Below are 15,836 nucleotides of genomic sequence, written 5' to 3'. Positions count from 1 at the left end.
CATAGCGGCAAGTCGTGGCTATTCTTCCTTGGCCAGGTATTTTTCCAGCCAGTGGATGTCGTAGTCGCCATTGGCGATGTCGGCATTGCCGACGAGATCGCGGAACAGCGGCAGTGTCGTCTTGATGCCGTCGACGACGAATTCGTCGAGCGCGCGGCGCAGCCGCATCATGCATTCGACGCGGTTGCGGCCATGCACGATCAGCTTGCCGATCAGGCTGTCGTAGTAGGGCGGGATCTTGTAGCCGGAATAGACGCCGGAATCGACGCGAATGCCGAGGCCGCCTGGCGTGTGGAAATGGGTGATGGTGCCGGGCGAGGGCGTGAAGGTGCGCGGATCCTCGGCGTTGATGCGGCATTCGATGGCGTGGCCGTTGAACTTGATGTCCTCCTGCCTCACCGAAAGCCCGCCGCCGGAGGCGACGCGGATCTGCTCGTGCACGAGATCGATACCGGTGATCGCTTCGGTCACCGGATGCTCGACCTGCAGGCGGGTGTTCATCTCGATGAAATAGAACTCGCCGTTCTCGTAGAGGAATTCGATGGTGCCGGCGCCCGAGTAGCCGAGGTCGGCGATGGCCTTGGCGCAGATACCGCCGATGCGGGCGCGCTCCTCGGCGTTGAGGGCCGGCGAGGGCGCCTCTTCCCAGACCTTCTGGTGGCGGCGTTGCAGCGAACAGTCGCGCTCGCCGAAATGCACGCCGCGGCCAGCGCCGTCGCCGAACACCTGCACCTCGATGTGGCGCGGCTTTTCCAGATATTTTTCGATGTAGACGGCGTCGTCGCCGAAGGCCGCACCGGCTTCCGTGCTCGCTGTCTGCAAGGCGATCTCAAGGTCGGCCTCGGTAAGCGCGACCTTCATGCCGCGCCCGCCACCGCCGGCCGATGCCTTGATGATCACGGGATAGCCGATCTCAGCGGCAATGCGCCTGGCTTCCTTTTGATCGGTGACCGCGCCGTCCGAACCGGGCACCACCGGGATGCCGAGGCGCTTTGCGGTGCGCTTGGCCTCGATCTTGTCGCCCATGATGCGGATATGGTCGCCGGACGGGCCGATGAAGGTGATGTTGTGCGCGGCCAGGATGTCGGCGAACTTGGCGTTCTCCGACAGGAAGCCGTAGCCCGGATGCACCGCATCGGCGCCGGTGATCTCGCAGGCGGCAACGATCTGGTGGATGTTCAGATAGCTGTCACGCGACGGCGGCGGGCCGATGCACACGCTCTCGTCGGCGAGCCTGACATGCATGGCGTCGGCGTCGGCGGTCGAATGCACCACCACGGTCTGGATGCCGAGCTCCTTGCAGGCGCGCAGCACTCTCAGAGCAATTTCGCCGCGATTGGCGATGAGGATTTTCTGAAACATTCCTGTTTTACTCGATCACGACGAGCGGCATGCCGTACTCGACCGGCTGACCGTCCTCGAACAGGATCGCCGTCACCGTGCCGGCGCGCGGCGAGGGGATCTGGTTCATGGTCTTCATCGCCTCGATGATCAGCAGCGTCTGGCCTTCCTTGACCTTCGTGCCGATCTCGATGAATGCCTTGGCGTCGGGCGACGGCGCCAGATAGGCGGTGCCGACCATGGGTGACGGCACCGCGTTCTTGGACACGTCGACGGCTGCCGGCGCGGCAGCCGCGGCAGGCAGCGCTGCCGCCGGCGCATAGCTCGGCTGCGGTGCTGCAATCGCATGAACGGCCGGCGCCTGGCGCGATACGCGCACCTTGAGGTCGCCCAGTTCGACCTCGATCTCGGTGAGGTTGGTGTCGTTCAGTATGCCCGCCAGATCGCGGATGAGCTGCTGGTCAACACCGGTCTTCTTTATCGACATTTTCGAGCCTTCTGTTTGTTGGCCGGTCATAGGCGTGCTGCCAGCGCCTGCAGCGCCAGAGTGTAGCCGAGCGGCCCGAACCCGCAGATCATGCCGACAGCGACCGGCGCGACCATGGAGACGTGGCGGAACGATTCCCGCGCATGGATGTTGGAAAGATGAACTTCGGCGACGGGCAGCGGCGCAATGGCGCGGATGGCGTCGTGAATGGCGATCGAGGTGTGGCTGTAGGCACCCGGATTGATGACGATGCCGGCGGCCTTGTCGCCGGCCTCCTGGATCCAGTCGACGAGATCGCCCTCATGGTTCGACTGGCGAAAATCGATCTCGAGCCCAAGGGCCGCACCTGCCTGCTTGCAATCGTCGGCGATGGCGGCAAGCGTCTTGCCGCCATAGATCCCAGGTTCGCGCTTGCCAAGCGCGTTAAGGTTGGGGCCGTTCAGGACGAAAACAGTTTTCAAAAATGCCGACCTTTCCCGGTGCCGGCGGCAAGCCGGCGCACTGGGCCTCTATAATGGGCATAGACGCCTGCGAAAAGAGCGCAAGTGCGTTCTTTTGCTGTCCACAACAGCCGAAAATCCGCCGGCCCGCCAAATCACCGGCCGATCAGAGCGCGGCCTTCGCCGCTTCGATCTTTTCCGCCAGCACTTGCTGGCCAAGCGCCCCGAACACCACCTCGTTGCCGACCACATAGGACGGCGTTCCGGTGATGGCCAGCTTGTTGGCAAGGTCATAGGTCTTGGAGAAGGTCTCGGTGATGCTCGGGTCCTTCATTTTTTCGCGCAGCTTTGCCTCATCGGCGCCGAGCGACAGCGCCACCTTGATGGCCGCAGCCTCGGTGGCGCGGCCCTGGCCGCCAAGCAGCGCGTTGTGGAACTCGCCGTATTTCTCCGGCATCATCAGATGGAAAGCCATCGAGACGACGCTGGCTTTTTGCGAATCCGGGCCGAGAATCGGGAATTCCTTGAGCACGAAACGCAGATCCGGATCGGCTTTCGTCAGTGCCCGCATGTCCTCGATGGCGCGTTTGCAGAAGCCGCAATTGTAATCGTAGAACTCGACAATGGTGACCTTGCCGTTCGGATTGCCGACAACGCCGTCGAAGCTGGAGTTGAAGATCTCGCTCTTGGCCTTGGTGATGACGCCGAGGGCGGCGATGCGCTGCTCTTCCTTCTGCTTGGCCTCGAGCGCATCCTGCACCTCGAGCAGAACCTCAGGGTTCTTCAACAGATAGTCGCGGATGATGCCTTCGATTTCGGTGCGGTCGACCTTGGTGTCCGAGGACGCTACCTGCACGACTTGCGCCGTCGTCCCGGCCTTTGCAGCCTGCGGACTTCCAGCGACGAACCCGAAAGCCAGCATGGCAAGAGCGGCAGCCACTCCAGTCGTGCCAAGCAGAATTGCCTTGTTCATCATCCCTTATCCTCTAGCCTGTTCCGTCCGCTTTTGTCGCCGCATGCCGCCGGAAGGTTCATTTTTTGATTTTGCCTGATGGCGCGTAGTTTATTATATCCTGGGCGCGAAGCCAGCCCGGCTCGCCGCGCTTCATAGTCTGCTGTGCGCGCATGGCGAAGATTTTCGCATTTTTGTAGTCGCCAGAATAGAAATGACCTTCGGCTGTCGCCAGTTCGGCCGCTGCAATGTTGCCAAGCTCGCCATATGCCTGCGCCAGATAACGGTAGCCTTCGGCGTTTTCCTTGTCGCGCCCGATGCCATTGTTGATCTGCACCACCGCCTTCTTCAGAGAATCAGGAGTGCCGACGGCCATCAGCGCCTGGCCGAGCGAGACCGGCAGCAGTCCCGATCTTGCCGGATCGAGGCTGACCGCCTTGGCATAGGCTTCCGCCGCGTCCTTCGGCTTGTTCGCCTTCATCAGGATGTCGCCGCGCAATTCCTGGAAATAAGCGTTTTTCGGCTGTGTCTTGATCAGCGCATTGGTCCTGGCGAGCGCGGTGGCCAGATTGCCATAGAGATAGGCCGTCTGCGCTTCGCCATATTGCGAAGCGAGGCTTCCCGGGTTCTTGCGGATCAGCCGCGCCGCGGCGGCCTGGCCACCCATATAGGCGGCGATCTTGATGCGCATCATGTCGTGCCGCTGCTGGAGCGCCGGCGGGTCGACCTTGTCGACATAGGGGCTCTGCTTGACCAGCACTTCGAGATTGGCGATGCGCTCCTGCGGCATCGGATGGCTGATCCGGTAGGGATCGACCTGCGCGCCGGATAGCGACAGGGCGCTCTGGAAGCGGGCGAAGGTCTTCAGCATGCCCATGCCGGACTGGCCGGTGGCGTTGAGATAGGTGATAGCCGAGCGGTCGGCGGTGGTCTCTTCGGTGCGCTGATAGGCCAGGATGCTGCGCTGCGCCATCTCGCCGCCGCCGGCCGCAACGCCCATGCCGGCGCCGGCAAGGCCGCGGCTGCCGGTGGAGGCGCCGGCAACGATGGCGCCGGCGCCAAGCAGTGTGGCAATGATCGCCATCGTCTTGGCGCGCTCGAGCTGCTCGCGCAATTTCTGCTGGTGGCCGCCGGCGATGTGGCCGGCTTCGTGGGCGATGACGCCGATGATCTCGTTGGGCGTTTCCGCCATCATCAGCGCGCCGGTGTTGATGAACAGACGCCGCCCGGCAACGAAGGCGTTGAAGCTCTGGTCGTTGACCAGCACGATGTCGATGCCATCACCCGCCAGGCCTGCTGCCTTGAAGATCGGCCGCGCATAGTCACGCACCAGCGCCTCGATCTCGGCATCGCGCACCACCGGCACGTTCTGGGCAAAGGCATTGACCGAGCCGGACAGGGCCACCGCGGCGGCAAGCGCAAGCGTCGCGAAGATGCGCGCGGCCTTGGCAATCGTCGATTTGGGTCGGCTCAGCATGAGGTCCACTGGTAAACGAGCGGGCGAACGATGAAAAGAGTCGGCACCGGAAACTTCCTGAACTTGTGATCCTCACATCAATCGGGCATTTGTGCGGCGCGGTCATCAAAGCCGGCTGTCTGCGGCGGCTGGATCTGGCGGCAAAATGGGGCGGCAACAGTGAGGTCAAATGGTTGTTTCGCTTTCGCGCCGCGGTGAGGTCGAGCCGTTCCACGCCATGGACATTCTGGCCGAGGCCAACCGGCTGAAAGCCACCGGCGTGCCGGTCGTTTCCATGGCTGTCGGCCAGCCGTCGGACCCGGCGCCGATCGGCGTGAGAGAGGCTGCGGCCAACGCGCTGAAGATCGGCCGCATCGGCTACACCGACACGTTGGGGCTTGCTGGTCTGCGCAAGGCGATCGCCGAGCATTATGGCGAGCACTACGGGATCGACGTCGCGCCCGGCCGCATCGCCGTGACCACCGGATCGTCCGCCGCCTTCAACCTGGCGTTTCTGGCAATGTTCGATCCGGGCGACCGCGTCGCCATCGCCGCGCCCGGCTATCCGGCCTACCGCAACATCATGGCGGCGCTCGGCATCGAGGTCGTCGAGATCGAACTCGACGGCGACGCCTATCTCCATGCCGAACATCTGAAGACCGCGCACCGGGAAAAACCGCTGAGGGGCGTGCTGTTTGCCAGCCCGGCCAATCCGACCGGCGCGGTCATACCCGCCGAGGAACTGTCGGCGCTGGTGAAGACGGCCGAGGAGCTCGGCATCGCCGTGATCTCCGATGAAATCTACCACCGGCTGGCTTACTCGGCGCCGGACACCTCGGCGCTCGCCTACAGCTCGAGTGCGACGGTGATCAATTCGTTCTCGAAATACTATTGCATGACCGGCTGGCGCATCGGCTGGATGGTGCTGCCACAAGAGCTGGTGCGGCCGGTCGAGCGCATCGCCCAGAGCCTCTACATCTCACCGCCGGAACTCTCGCAGATCGCCGCGATCGAGGCGTTCAAGGCGACGCAGGAACTGGAAGCGGTGAAGGCGCGCTATGCCTGGAACCGCGAGCTTCTGATGCAACGCCTGCCGGAGCTCGGCTTTGCGCTGGCCGCACCCATGGACGGTGCCTTCTATGCCTTCTGCGATGTCACCTGGCACACCAATGACAGCATGGCCTTCGCGCGAAAAATGCTGGCCGAGGCGCATGTGGCGGCGACGCCCGGCCGCGACTTCGATCCACTGCAAGGGCACCGCACCATGCGCTTTTCCTATGCCGGCAGCCATGACGACATGGTCGAGGCGATGGCGCGCATCGAGCGCTGGCTGAAGGTGTGAGGACGGGTATGCCGGAACTCGAACAGGCCCTGGCCGAAGTCGCCACCGAGATGGCGGCGCGCAGCGATCGCGGCGATGTCGCCACCTACATTCCGCAGCTCGGCAAGGTCGATCCGAAAAAGTTCGGCATCGCCGCCGTCACCAATGACGGCCGCGTGCTCATGGCGGGCGACGCCGACGAGGCATTTTCGATCCAGAGCATCTCGAAAGTGTTCACGCTGACCCTGGCGCTCGGCAATGTCGGTGACGCGCTGTGGCAACGCGTCGGGCGCGAGCCCTCTGGCAATCCGTTCAACTCGATCGTCCAGCTCGAACATGAGAACGGCATTCCGCGCAATCCGTTCATCAATGCCGGCGCCATCGTGATTTCCGACATCCTGCTCGCCGGCCACCAGCCGCGTGAGGCGATCGGCGAGATCCTGCGTTTCATCCAGTTCCTCGCCGACGACGAAACGATCATCATCGATCGCGAGGTCGCCGCTTCCGAACGCGCCACCGGCTATCGCAACTTTGCGCTTGCCAACTACATGAAATCCTTTGGCAATCTCCACCACGCGCCGGAGCTGGCGCTGGGTGTCTATTTCCACCACTGCGCCATCGCCATGAGCTGCCGGCAGCTGGCGCTGGCCGGTCGCTTCCTTGCCAATGGCGGCAAGAACCCGGCGACCGGACACTCCGTGGTGTCGGCCGAGCGCGCACGCCGCATTGGCGCGATGATGCTGACCTGCGGCCACTATGACGGGTCCGGCGACTTTGCCTTCCGCGTCGGCATTCCCGGCAAGAGCGGCGTCGGCGGCGGCATTTTGGGCATCGTGCCGGGCGTTGCGTCGCTTGCGGTGTGGTCGCCTGGCTTGAACGCCAACGGCAATTCCAAGCTGGGCTCGATCGCGCTGGAAAAGCTGGCGAGGATGATGAACTGGTCGATCTTCGCGCCCTGAGCGCGAGGCACACGCTAACGCCGACGACAGGCAACAAAAATCCCGCGCCGTCTTCTCGACCGCGCGGGATTTCTTGTTAGCAAGAAATCAATCTAACTGGCTGAAAGGCCTAGAAAAAACCCTTCCGCTGCCACCAGCCGGCGCGCTTCGGCTTTTCCTCGGCTTTGGCCTCGTCGGCGACGGTCGAGGAGACCACTGGCACGACCGGAGCATCCGCTGCAACGGGCTTGCGCCGTGACGGGCGGGCTTTTGCCGTTTCCTCTTCGGCCACGGCCGGCTCGGCCGCGACAGGAGCATCGGCCACGGGCTCGGCGGCAATTTCCGGTGCAGCCTCGGCGATCGTCTCGGCGGCGATTTCGGCTGTGGCCTTCTTCGCCCTCGATGCGCGCTTCTTCTTTGGCTTTTCGGCAGCCGGTTCGTCGTCGTTCGCCGGTACAGGAGCCGCAGCCTCTTCAACCGCTACCGGCTCGCTGGCAATCGCTTCGGCTTCTGAAGCATCCACCACCGAAACGTCAGCGGATTCGCCGGCCTCGGTGTCAGTGCCTTCGCCGTCCTCACGGCGATTGCGCTTGCCGCCGCGCTTGCCGCGCCGGCGTTTCTTGCCCTGGGCGTCGTCCGACGCTTCCACCGTTTCGACGACGCCGACCACCGGTGCCTCGGTGTCGGACTCCGCGTCGTCATGGCTTGCCGCCTGAGTGATGCCATCGGTTGGCGTCGAGACCGAAGCGCCTTCAGAAGGCGCGCCATGCTCGCGATCGCGATCCTTGCCGCCACGCCGTCTGCGGCGCTTGCGGCGCTTGCGATCGCGGCCTTCGCCGTTTTCTTCTCCGCCGGCAGGCCGCGGATGCTGTTGCTGCGGCTGCTGGCGTGGCTGTTCGGCCTGCACCGGTGCCTCGTCTTCTTCCACCTCGACGATGATCTCGTCCTCGGGCTCTTCCGGCTCGACATAGGCCGGGAAGCTGCGGGCCTCGACAAAGCCCTCCGGCTTTTCAGCCAGCGCGCCGCGGAAGATCGCATAGTGCTGCACACCGACCGTATCGTCGGCCTCGATGGTGATGGTCAGGCCGAAACGGCTTTCGAGTTCCACCAGCGTGCCGCGCTTATGGTTGAGCACGTAGAGCGCGGTCGCCGCCGGCGTCCGCACCGTGATGTGGCTGCGCGAATCCTTGAGCAGGAATTCCTCGATCGCCCGCACCACCATCAGCGCGACCGACGAATCGGAGCGCACATGGCCGGTGCCGCCGCAATGCGGGCAAGGCTTCATTGTCGATTCCAGCACGCTGGCGCGGATGCGCTGGCGCGACATCTCCATCAGGCCGAAATGCGAGATGCGGCCGACCTGGATGCGGGCGCGATCGTTCTTGAGGTGATCCTTCAGCCGCTTTTCGACGGAGCGGTTGTTGCGGTTCTCCTCCATATCGATGAAGTCGATGACGATCAGGCCGGCGAGATCGCGCAACCTAAGCTGGCGCGCGACTTCCTCGGCCGCTTCCAGATTGGTGTGAAGCGCGGTGTCCTCGATCGAGTGCTCCTTGGTGGAGCGGCCCGAATTGACGTCAATGGCGACCAGCGCTTCGGTCTGGTTGATGATGATGTAGCCGCCGCTTTTCAGCGTCACTTGCGGCTGCAGCATGCGGTCGAGCTGCGCCTCGATGCCATTGCGCACGAAGATCGGCGTCGTGTCGCGGAACGGCTGAACCACCTTGGCGTGGCTCGGCATCAGCATGCGCATGAAGTCCTTGGCCTCGCGATAGCCTTCCTCGCCGGAGACAAGAATCTCGTCGATGTCCTTGTTGTAGAGGTCGCGCACCGAGCGCTTGATCAGGCTGCCTTCCTCGTAGACGAGGGCAGGGGCGGTGGATTGCAGCGTCAGATTGCGGACATTTTCCCAAAGCCGCATCAGATATTCGTAATCGCGCTTGATTTCGGCCTTGGTGCGGCTTTCGCCGGCGGTGCGCAGGATGACGCCCATGCCCTGCGGCACTTCGAGATCGGCGACGACCTCCTTGAGGCGCTTGCGGTCGACGGCGCTGGTGATCTTGCGCGAAATGCCGCCGCCACGCGCGGTGTTCGGCATCAGCACCGAATAGCGGCCTGCAAGCGATAGATAGGTGGTGAGTGCAGCACCCTTGTTGCCGCGCTCTTCCTTGACGACCTGGACCAGCAGGATCTGGCGGCGCTTGATGACTTCCTGGATCTTGTACTGGCGGCGCACCGGCTTGCGGCGGTTGCGCACTTCTTCCAGCGCGTCCTCGGCGCCGACCGATTCGACCTCGTGGTCGTCAGGATGCGAGGACTGCACCTCTTCCAGCATGCCGCGGTCATTGTCGCTGGACGTGGCTTCGCCACTTGCGTCACTGGAGGTGACTTCGCCACTCGGCTCTGCCTGCGTCACGGCTTCGGAAATCACATCCGCTTCGACGCTTGCCGCGATGGAAGTGGGGCCGCCCTCGGAAGGTTCGGTCTCGCCATGATCTGCGGCCTCGTCGTGCCCCGCTTCGTGCCCGGCCGTATCCGGCGAGGTGTCGGCAAGTTCGGGAGCGGCGCCTTCGGCGACGGCGTCACCGCCGGTGTCGCCATTTTCGCCGCTGTCGTCGGAATCGGCACCGGCATCGCGCTTGTTTTCACCGCGCTCGCGACCTTTGCCGCCGCGACGACGTCCGCGCCGCCCGCGATCGCGGTTCTGGCGGTCGTCGCCATCGCCGTCCTCATCCTCTTCGTCCTGGGCTTCCTGCGCTTCCGCGCGCAGCAGCGCCTGACGATCGGCGACCGGGATCTGGTAGTAGTCGGGGTGTATTTCACTGAAGGCGAGAAAACCGTGACGGTTGCCGCCATATTCGACAAAGGCTGCCTGCAGGGAAGGTTCGACGCGCGTTACGCGGGCGAGGTAGATGTTACCTTTGAGCTGCTTCTTGTCCTGGGATTCAAAGTCGAATTCTTCAATACGGTTACCGCGAACGACGACAACGCGTGTTTCCTCCGGGTGGGAGGCGTCTATCAGCATCTTGTTGGGCATTATTTCGTTTCCCCCCGGCAGCCGCCAGCTGCAGCTTGCGAGGCAAAGCCCGCCGCTGTGTGGCTGGAAGATTATGGGTGCCGGACAATTGAACGTCCGCCGGCCGCCGGCTGAGCGCCATGGCGGTGCCGCCCGCAGCCATAATGGCGCGGTTTGATGCGGACCTTTCCATGATTGCGCTTGAAGCCATCGTCACCAGCAGAACCTTTTGAACCAAAGCCCGGAAAAAACCGGACCAGCTTGTTTGCTCTTACAGAGCCGGCACGGGACGAACCCGGCCGTTTTCCTCACGCAGGCGATTCCCCCGCCACGGGCGCACACCTGCGAAATTCGTCGCGATCACCTGAACCCTTTTCGCTGGAAGCGAAAGGAGCCGCCTTTCATCTGACCTGTAGCAGGAAGCTGCGGGAGAAGCGGTTCCAGGATTGCAGTGATCCACCATCGCTTTTATGATTTGGCGGGGTGGAAGGCAACCCCGATTTAGGATGCCGGCAAAAAGCAGTGCCCTTAGGGAAGCTCAGGCCTCTATCTCACAATGAAAAGGCTTGGTTAACCTTCTCTATATACCAATCGTTAATCGAGTTCGCGGCCTAACCGGCACTTCGACAAAACGACCCGGCGCCAGGCGCCAAACCCGGGAGCGACTGGAGAAAGATGGGACTGGCAGGCAGCACAGACAAGGGGCGTTGCGGCTGGGGGGATTTGGCCCGCGCCGGCTGTGTTCTTTTGCTGATGGCGGCTTGCCTGGTTTTTTCGCCGCTTTGCCGCGCCGCCGACGCGCCGCTCGGCGCGACCAGCTACAAAATGGCGGGCGATGCCACCAAGATGCGCATCGTCATGACTTTCGACCGCGAGCCGGAGATCAAATGGTTTCTGCTGCGCGGTCCCAACCGTCTGGTCATCGACCTGCCACGCACCGCGTTCGCCATCAATGCCAAGGATGTGAAAGCGCGCGGCCTGGTCAAGGGCGTGCGCTACGGCGACCTTGGCGAGGGGGCTTCGCGGCTGATCCTCACCGGCAAGGGGCCGTTTTCGGTCGACAAGCTCGACGTGCTCAAGAACGAGGATGGCAATGGCTATCGCATCGCTATCGACATGTCGGCGGCCTCCGAACGCGAATTCGACGCTGCACTCGCCGATCAGGCGCTGACCACCGGCTCGACGGTCTCGAGCGACAAGGGCGGCAGGGTCGGCACCGGGCCGATCTCCAATCCAGGTCATCGCTTCACGGTGGTCATCGATCCCGGCCACGGCGGCATTGACGGCGGCGCCGAGGGCCTCAACGGCACGATCGAAAAGAACGTTACGCTCGCTTTTGCCACGGAGCTGCGCGACAAGCTCGCGGCAATCGGCAAATACGATGTGTTCATGACGCGCGAGACCGACGAGTTCCTGCGGCTGGACGACCGCGTGCGCATTGCCCGCCAGCACGAGGCCGACCTGCTGATTTCGATCCACGCCGACACGATCAGCGTCAAGGGCATTCGCGGCGCCACCGTCTACACTGTATCCGACAAGGCGTCTGACCCCGAAGCGCAGGCGCTGGCCGACCGTGAAAACCTATCCGACCAGTTCGCCGGCATGGTGATCAAGGACGACAACAAGGAAGTCACCGACATCCTGATCGACCTGATCCGGCGCGAGACCCACAATTTCTCGATGAGTTTTGCGCACACTTTGGTCGGCCAGCTTTCCACCAGCGTTGGCCTGATCAACAATCCACAGCGTTCGGCCGGCTTCAAGGTGCTGAAGGCGCCGGACGTTCCGTCAGTGCTGGTCGAGCTCGGCTATCTCTCGAATGCGAAGGACGAGGCGCAACTGCTCGATGCCGATTGGCGCGGCAAGGCAGCGCAGAGCATAACCAACGCCGTGGCGCTGTTTGCCTCTGCCAGGAGCGGAACCGGAACCGGGGGTTGACATGGTTGCCGCCGCCTACAACCAGAGGCAGCGTTGCCCGACGACAACACCAGGCACATTTATTTCCAGCACTGGTGGCCGAAATCCCGCGCTGCCCCATTTTGTCCACATGGTGGCGACATGGGTTTTCGATTACGGATTGGGACCGTTTCGAAAGCTTGCGCGAAAGGCGGCTTCGTCTAGGGAATTCCCGAACCAAGGACTGGAGCGGGCATGATTCGTCTTATTGGCTATTTCTTCGGCATTGGCACGACGCTGGCCCTTTTGGTCGCGGCGGGCGTGGCGATCTATATCGGCCATTTGGCGAAGGATCTGCCCGACTACGAAGTGCTGGCCAAGTACGAGCCGCCGGTCACGACCCGCATCCATGCATCCGACGGCGCGCTGATGGCCGAATATGCGCGCGAGCGGCGCCTTTACTTGCCGATCCAAGCCATTCCGGATCGCGTCAAGGCGGCCTTCCTGTCGGCAGAAGACAAGAATTTCTACAACCATCCCGGCATCGACGTGACCGGTCTTGGCCGCGCGGTCATCGTCAATCTGCAGAATCTCGGCTCCGGCAAGCGCCAGGTCGGCGCCTCGACGATCACCCAGCAGGTGGCGAAGAACTTCCTGTTGTCCTCGGACCAGACCTATGAGCGCAAAATCAAGGAGATGATCCTCGCCTTCCGCATCGAGCAGGCCTATTCGAAGGACCGCATTCTTGAGCTCTATCTGAACGAGATCTTCTTCGGCTTCGGCGCTTATGGCGTCGCCGGTGCAGCGCTCACCTATTTCGACAAGTCGGTGAACGAGCTCACCGTGGCGGAAGCGGCCTATCTGGCTTCGCTGCCGAAAGGGCCGAACAACTATCATCCCTTCAAGCATGCCGACCGCGCGCTCGAGCGCCGCAACTGGGTCATCGACCAGATGGTCGAGAACGGCTACGTGACACGCGAAGAAGGCGACAAGGCCAAGGCGGAGCCGCTGGGCGTCACGCCGCGCCGCACCGGCAACTATCTGTTCGCGGGCGAATATTTCACCGAGGAAGTGCGCCGCCAGATCATCGCGCGCTACGGCGAGAATGCGCTGTATGAGGGCGGCCTGTCCGTGCGCACCACGCTCGATCCGAAAATGCAGCTCATCGCCCGCACGGCGATGCAGAACGGCCTGATGAAGTTCGACACGCTGCGCGGCTATCGCGGCCCGGTGACGAACATCGACGTCTCCGGCGACTGGGGTGTGCCGCTGGGCGCGGTCAAGGGGCTGGAGGACGTGCCCGAATGGTCGCTCGCCGTCGTGCTTGACAGCTCTGACGACGGCCTGTCGATCGGCCTGCAGCCGACGCGGCAGATCTCGGGTGAGATCGTCAAGGAGCGTGTCGAAGGCACCGTCAGCAAGGATGACATGGGCTTTGCCATGCGCCATGTGGTCGACGGCAAGACCGTCAAGGCCAAGTCGCCGGCGGACGTGCTGAAGCCGGGCGACGTCATTTTCGTGCAGAAGAACGACGGCACCGAGGGCGCCTACAGCCTGCGCCAGATTCCGGAAGTGGAAGGCGGCATGATCGCCATGGATCCGCATACCGGCCGTGTTCTGGCCATGGTGGGCGGCTTCTCCTACGCGCAGTCGGAATTCAACCGCGCCACGCAGGCCATGCGTCAGCCGGGCTCATCGTTCAAGCCGATCGTCTACTCGGCTGCGCTCGACAACGGCTATACGCCGGCCTCGGTGATCATGGACGGACCGATAACCATCCAGAGCGGCAACACGACCTGGACGCCGAAGAATTATGACGGCGGGGCGGCGGGTCCGGCGACATTGCGCTCCGGCATCGAAAAGTCGCGCAACCTTATGACGGTTCGGCTGGCCAACGACATGGGCATGAAGCTGGTCGTGGAATATGCCGAGCGCTTCGGCGTCTATGACCATCTGGCGCCGTATCTGCCGATGGCGCTGGGCTCGGGCGAAACGACCGTCATGCGCATGGTGTCGGCCTATTCGATCATGGCCAATGGCGGCAAGGCGATCAAACCCTCGCTGATTGATCGCATTCAGGACCGCTACGGCAAGACCGTGTTCAAGCAGGACGAGCGCGGCTGCGAAGGCTGCAACGCGCCCGAATGGCAGAACCAGCCCGAACCGGAACTGGTCGACAATGCCGAGCAGGTGCTCGATCCGATGACCGCCTATCAGATCACCTCGATGATGGAAGGCGTCGTCCAGCGCGGTACCGGCGCCACCATCGCCGAACTTGGCCGCCATATCGCCGGCAAGACGGGAACGACCAACGACGAGAAGGATGCCTGGTTCATCGGCTACACGCCGAACCTCGTCGTCGGGCTCTACATGGGCTACGACACGCCGCGTGGCCTCGGCCACGGCGCGACCGGCGGCGGCCTCGCGGCGCCGATCTTCAAGAATTTCATGCGCGTGGCGCTGGACGGTACGCCCAATGTCGACTTCAAGGTGCCGGAAGGCATGAACCTCATCGCTATCAATCGCAAGACCGGCATGCGGGCAGGCGAGGGTGAGGCGGGCACCATCATCGAAGCCTTCAAGCCGGGCACCGGCCCCGCCGACAGCTATTGGGTGATCGGCATGGGCGCCGACGGCTCCAACGGCGCCGGCGGACCGCTGTCGCCGCAAGCCACGCAAGCCATCCAGTCGACCGGCGGCGGGCTGTTCTGACACGCTGACACTCGAAACGGGGCTGGCTTTCGCGCCAGCCCATTTCGCTTTACAGGCGGCGGTGCCGTGCCTATGTATCGCGCCGACCAAAGCGCCATTCCAGCAACAGGACAGAACAGCCAGCCATGCGCGCGGAAACGCAGAATATTGTCGACGAAATCAGGCAGGCGATAACCCTGCTGAGGAGGCATCTTTGACTGGGATCAGGCCATAAAGCGGCTTGAATACCTCAATGTGCGCGCCGAGGATTCGAGCCTCTGGAACGACCCGCTGGAAGCACAGAAGCTGATGCGCGAGCGCCAGGGTCTCGAGGACGGCATCGCCGGCGTCAAGAGCCTGACCCAGGCGCTGGAAGACAATATCGGCCTGATCGGACTTGGCGAGGAAGAGGGCGACGAGAGCGTCATCGCTGAGGCGGAAGCGTCACTGCGCTCGATGCAGGGTGAGGCCAAGGCCCGCCAGGTCGAGACGCTGCTGTCAGGCGAGGCCGATGCCAACGACACCTATCTCGAAGTCCACGCCGGCGCCGGCGGCACCGAGAGCCAGGACTGGGCCTCGATGCTGCTGCGCATGTACACGCGCTGGGCCGAGCGCCGCCGCTTCAAGGTCGAAGTGCTGGAAGTGCATGACGGTGAAGAGGCCGGCATCAAGTCCGCGACATTGCTGATCAAGGGCCACAATGCCTATGGCTGGCTGAAGACGGAGTCGGGCGTCCACCGCCTGGTGCGCATCTCGCCTTACGACAGCAATGCGCGCCGCCATACGTCCTTCTCCAGCATCTGGGTCTATCCAGTCGTCGATGACAGGATCGAGATCGACGTCTCGGAATCGGATGTCCGCATCGACACCTACCGCTCGTCCGGTTCGGGCGGCCAGCACGTCAACACGACGGATTCGGCGGTTCGCATCACCCATATCGCCACCGGTATTGCGGTCGCCTGTCAGGCCGAGCGCTCGCAGCACAAGAACAAGGCCAAGGCCTGGGAAATGCTGCGCTCGCGGCTTTATGAGGAAGAGCTCAAGAAGCGTGAAGCGGTGGCCAACGCCACCGAGGCGTCCAAGAGCGATATCGGCTGGGGCCACCAGATCCGCTCCTACGTGCTGCAGCCCTACCAGCTGGTGAAGGACCTGCGCACCGGGGTCGAGAGCACCAGCCCGTCGAGCGTGCTCGACGGCGACCTCGACGATTTCATGGAGGCGTCGCTGTCGCAGCGCATTGAGGGCGGCGCCGGCGAAGTGGTGGCGGATATCGACTGACGGCGTGCGCCGCGGTCGAA

11 protein-coding genes are annotated in these 15,836 nt (G+C 63.3%); 5 read left to right on the top strand and 6 right to left on the bottom strand.

The annotated features are described in order from the left end of the window. Positions 1–18 precede the first annotated feature (18 nt). From accC to AC1D0N_RS26770, 5 genes are all read right to left on the bottom strand, one after another. Entirely contained in the window at positions 19–1,362 is a 1,344-nt protein-coding gene (gene accC, locus AC1D0N_RS26790) for an acetyl-CoA carboxylase biotin carboxylase subunit (RefSeq protein WP_112392211.1), read from the bottom strand. Between the two features lie 7 nt (positions 1,363–1,369). Continuing rightward, entirely contained in the window at positions 1,370–1,828 is a 459-nt protein-coding gene (accB, locus tag AC1D0N_RS26785) for an acetyl-CoA carboxylase biotin carboxyl carrier protein (RefSeq protein WP_477248995.1), read from the bottom strand. 26 nt (positions 1,829–1,854) lie between these two features. Beyond that, positions 1,855–2,289 carry a type II 3-dehydroquinate dehydratase gene (gene aroQ, locus AC1D0N_RS26780; RefSeq protein WP_477248994.1) on the bottom strand — a complete coding sequence of 145 codons (435 nt, stop codon included), beginning with the start codon at positions 2,287–2,289 and terminating at the stop codon, positions 1,855–1,857. Between the two features lie 145 nt (positions 2,290–2,434). Further along, positions 2,435–3,241 (bottom strand): DsbA family protein, encoded by an 807-nt coding sequence (locus AC1D0N_RS26775; protein WP_477248992.1) that lies wholly within the window; start codon positions 3,239–3,241, stop codon positions 2,435–2,437. A 58-nt stretch (positions 3,242–3,299) separates the two neighbouring features. Beyond that, positions 3,300–4,697, bottom strand: coding sequence for a M48 family metalloprotease (locus AC1D0N_RS26770; protein WP_477248990.1), 1,398 nt, complete (start codon positions 4,695–4,697; stop codon positions 3,300–3,302). A 169-nt stretch (positions 4,698–4,866) separates the two neighbouring features. Here AC1D0N_RS26770 and AC1D0N_RS26765 point away from each other — a divergent pair, with 169 nt between their 5' ends. Together AC1D0N_RS26765 and AC1D0N_RS26760 are read left to right on the top strand one after the other, a co-directional pair. Further along, positions 4,867–6,018 carry a pyridoxal phosphate-dependent aminotransferase gene (locus AC1D0N_RS26765; protein ID WP_477248988.1) on the top strand — a complete coding sequence of 384 codons (1,152 nt, stop codon included), beginning with the start codon at positions 4,867–4,869 and terminating at the stop codon, positions 6,016–6,018. Between the two features lie 8 nt (positions 6,019–6,026). Beyond that, complete coding sequence (locus tag AC1D0N_RS26760) at positions 6,027–6,956, top strand: glutaminase (RefSeq protein WP_477248987.1); 930 nt, start codon at positions 6,027–6,029, stop codon at positions 6,954–6,956. A gap of 109 nt (positions 6,957–7,065) precedes the next feature. Here the strand turns inward: AC1D0N_RS26760 and AC1D0N_RS26755 are convergent, their stop codons facing one another. Beyond that, the gene (locus AC1D0N_RS26755; protein WP_477248985.1) at positions 7,066–9,972 is read right to left on the bottom strand and encodes an Rne/Rng family ribonuclease; all 2,907 of its coding nucleotides are present in this window, start codon (positions 9,970–9,972) and stop codon (positions 7,066–7,068) included. Between the two features lie 654 nt (positions 9,973–10,626). Here AC1D0N_RS26755 and AC1D0N_RS26750 point away from each other — a divergent pair. The 3 genes from AC1D0N_RS26750 (at position 10,627) to prfB (ending at position 15,816) form a co-directional block, all read left to right on the top strand. After that, entirely contained in the window at positions 10,627–11,889 is a 1,263-nt protein-coding gene (locus tag AC1D0N_RS26750) for an N-acetylmuramoyl-L-alanine amidase (protein WP_477248984.1), read from the top strand. Between the two features lie 213 nt (positions 11,890–12,102). Next, on the top strand, positions 12,103–14,559 hold the full coding sequence (locus AC1D0N_RS26745; protein ID WP_477248982.1) for a penicillin-binding protein 1A: 2,457 nt from the start codon (positions 12,103–12,105) through the stop codon (positions 14,557–14,559). A gap of 125 nt (positions 14,560–14,684) precedes the next feature. Then, a protein-coding gene (prfB, locus tag AC1D0N_RS26740) for a peptide chain release factor 2 (protein ID WP_477248981.1) occupies positions 14,685–15,816 on the top strand; the annotation gives its coding sequence in 2 pieces (ribosomal slippage) (positions 14,685–14,750 and positions 14,752–15,816; 1,131 coding nt in all). Positions 15,817–15,836 lie beyond the last annotated feature (20 nt).

It is taken from the genome of Mesorhizobium sp. P2_E10 (genome assembly GCF_056404235.1).
Note: the sequence above shows the minus strand (reverse complement) of the source record. Positions and strands in the feature narration are given on the sequence as shown.

Coding starts and splice junctions, on each gene's coding strand:
- AC1D0N_RS26750 (WP_477248984.1), top strand. CDS start 10,627: ATGGGACTGGCAGGCAGCACAGACAAGGGGCGTTGCGGCTGGGGGGAT.
- AC1D0N_RS26760 (WP_477248987.1), top strand. CDS start 6,027: ATGCCGGAACTCGAACAGGCCCTGGCCGAAGTCGCCACCGAGATGGCG.
- AC1D0N_RS26755 (WP_477248985.1), bottom strand. CDS start 9,972: ATGCCCAACAAGATGCTGATAGACGCCTCCCACCCGGAGGAAACACGC.
- AC1D0N_RS26765 (WP_477248988.1), top strand. CDS start 4,867: ATGGTTGTTTCGCTTTCGCGCCGCGGTGAGGTCGAGCCGTTCCACGCC.
- accB (WP_477248995.1), bottom strand. CDS start 1,828: ATGTCGATAAAGAAGACCGGTGTTGACCAGCAGCTCATCCGCGATCTG.
- AC1D0N_RS26745 (WP_477248982.1), top strand. CDS start 12,103: ATGATTCGTCTTATTGGCTATTTCTTCGGCATTGGCACGACGCTGGCC.
- accC (WP_112392211.1), bottom strand. CDS start 1,362: ATGTTTCAGAAAATCCTCATCGCCAATCGCGGCGAAATTGCTCTGAGA.
- AC1D0N_RS26775 (WP_477248992.1), bottom strand. CDS start 3,241: ATGAACAAGGCAATTCTGCTTGGCACGACTGGAGTGGCTGCCGCTCTT.
- AC1D0N_RS26770 (WP_477248990.1), bottom strand. CDS start 4,697: ATGCTGAGCCGACCCAAATCGACGATTGCCAAGGCCGCGCGCATCTTC.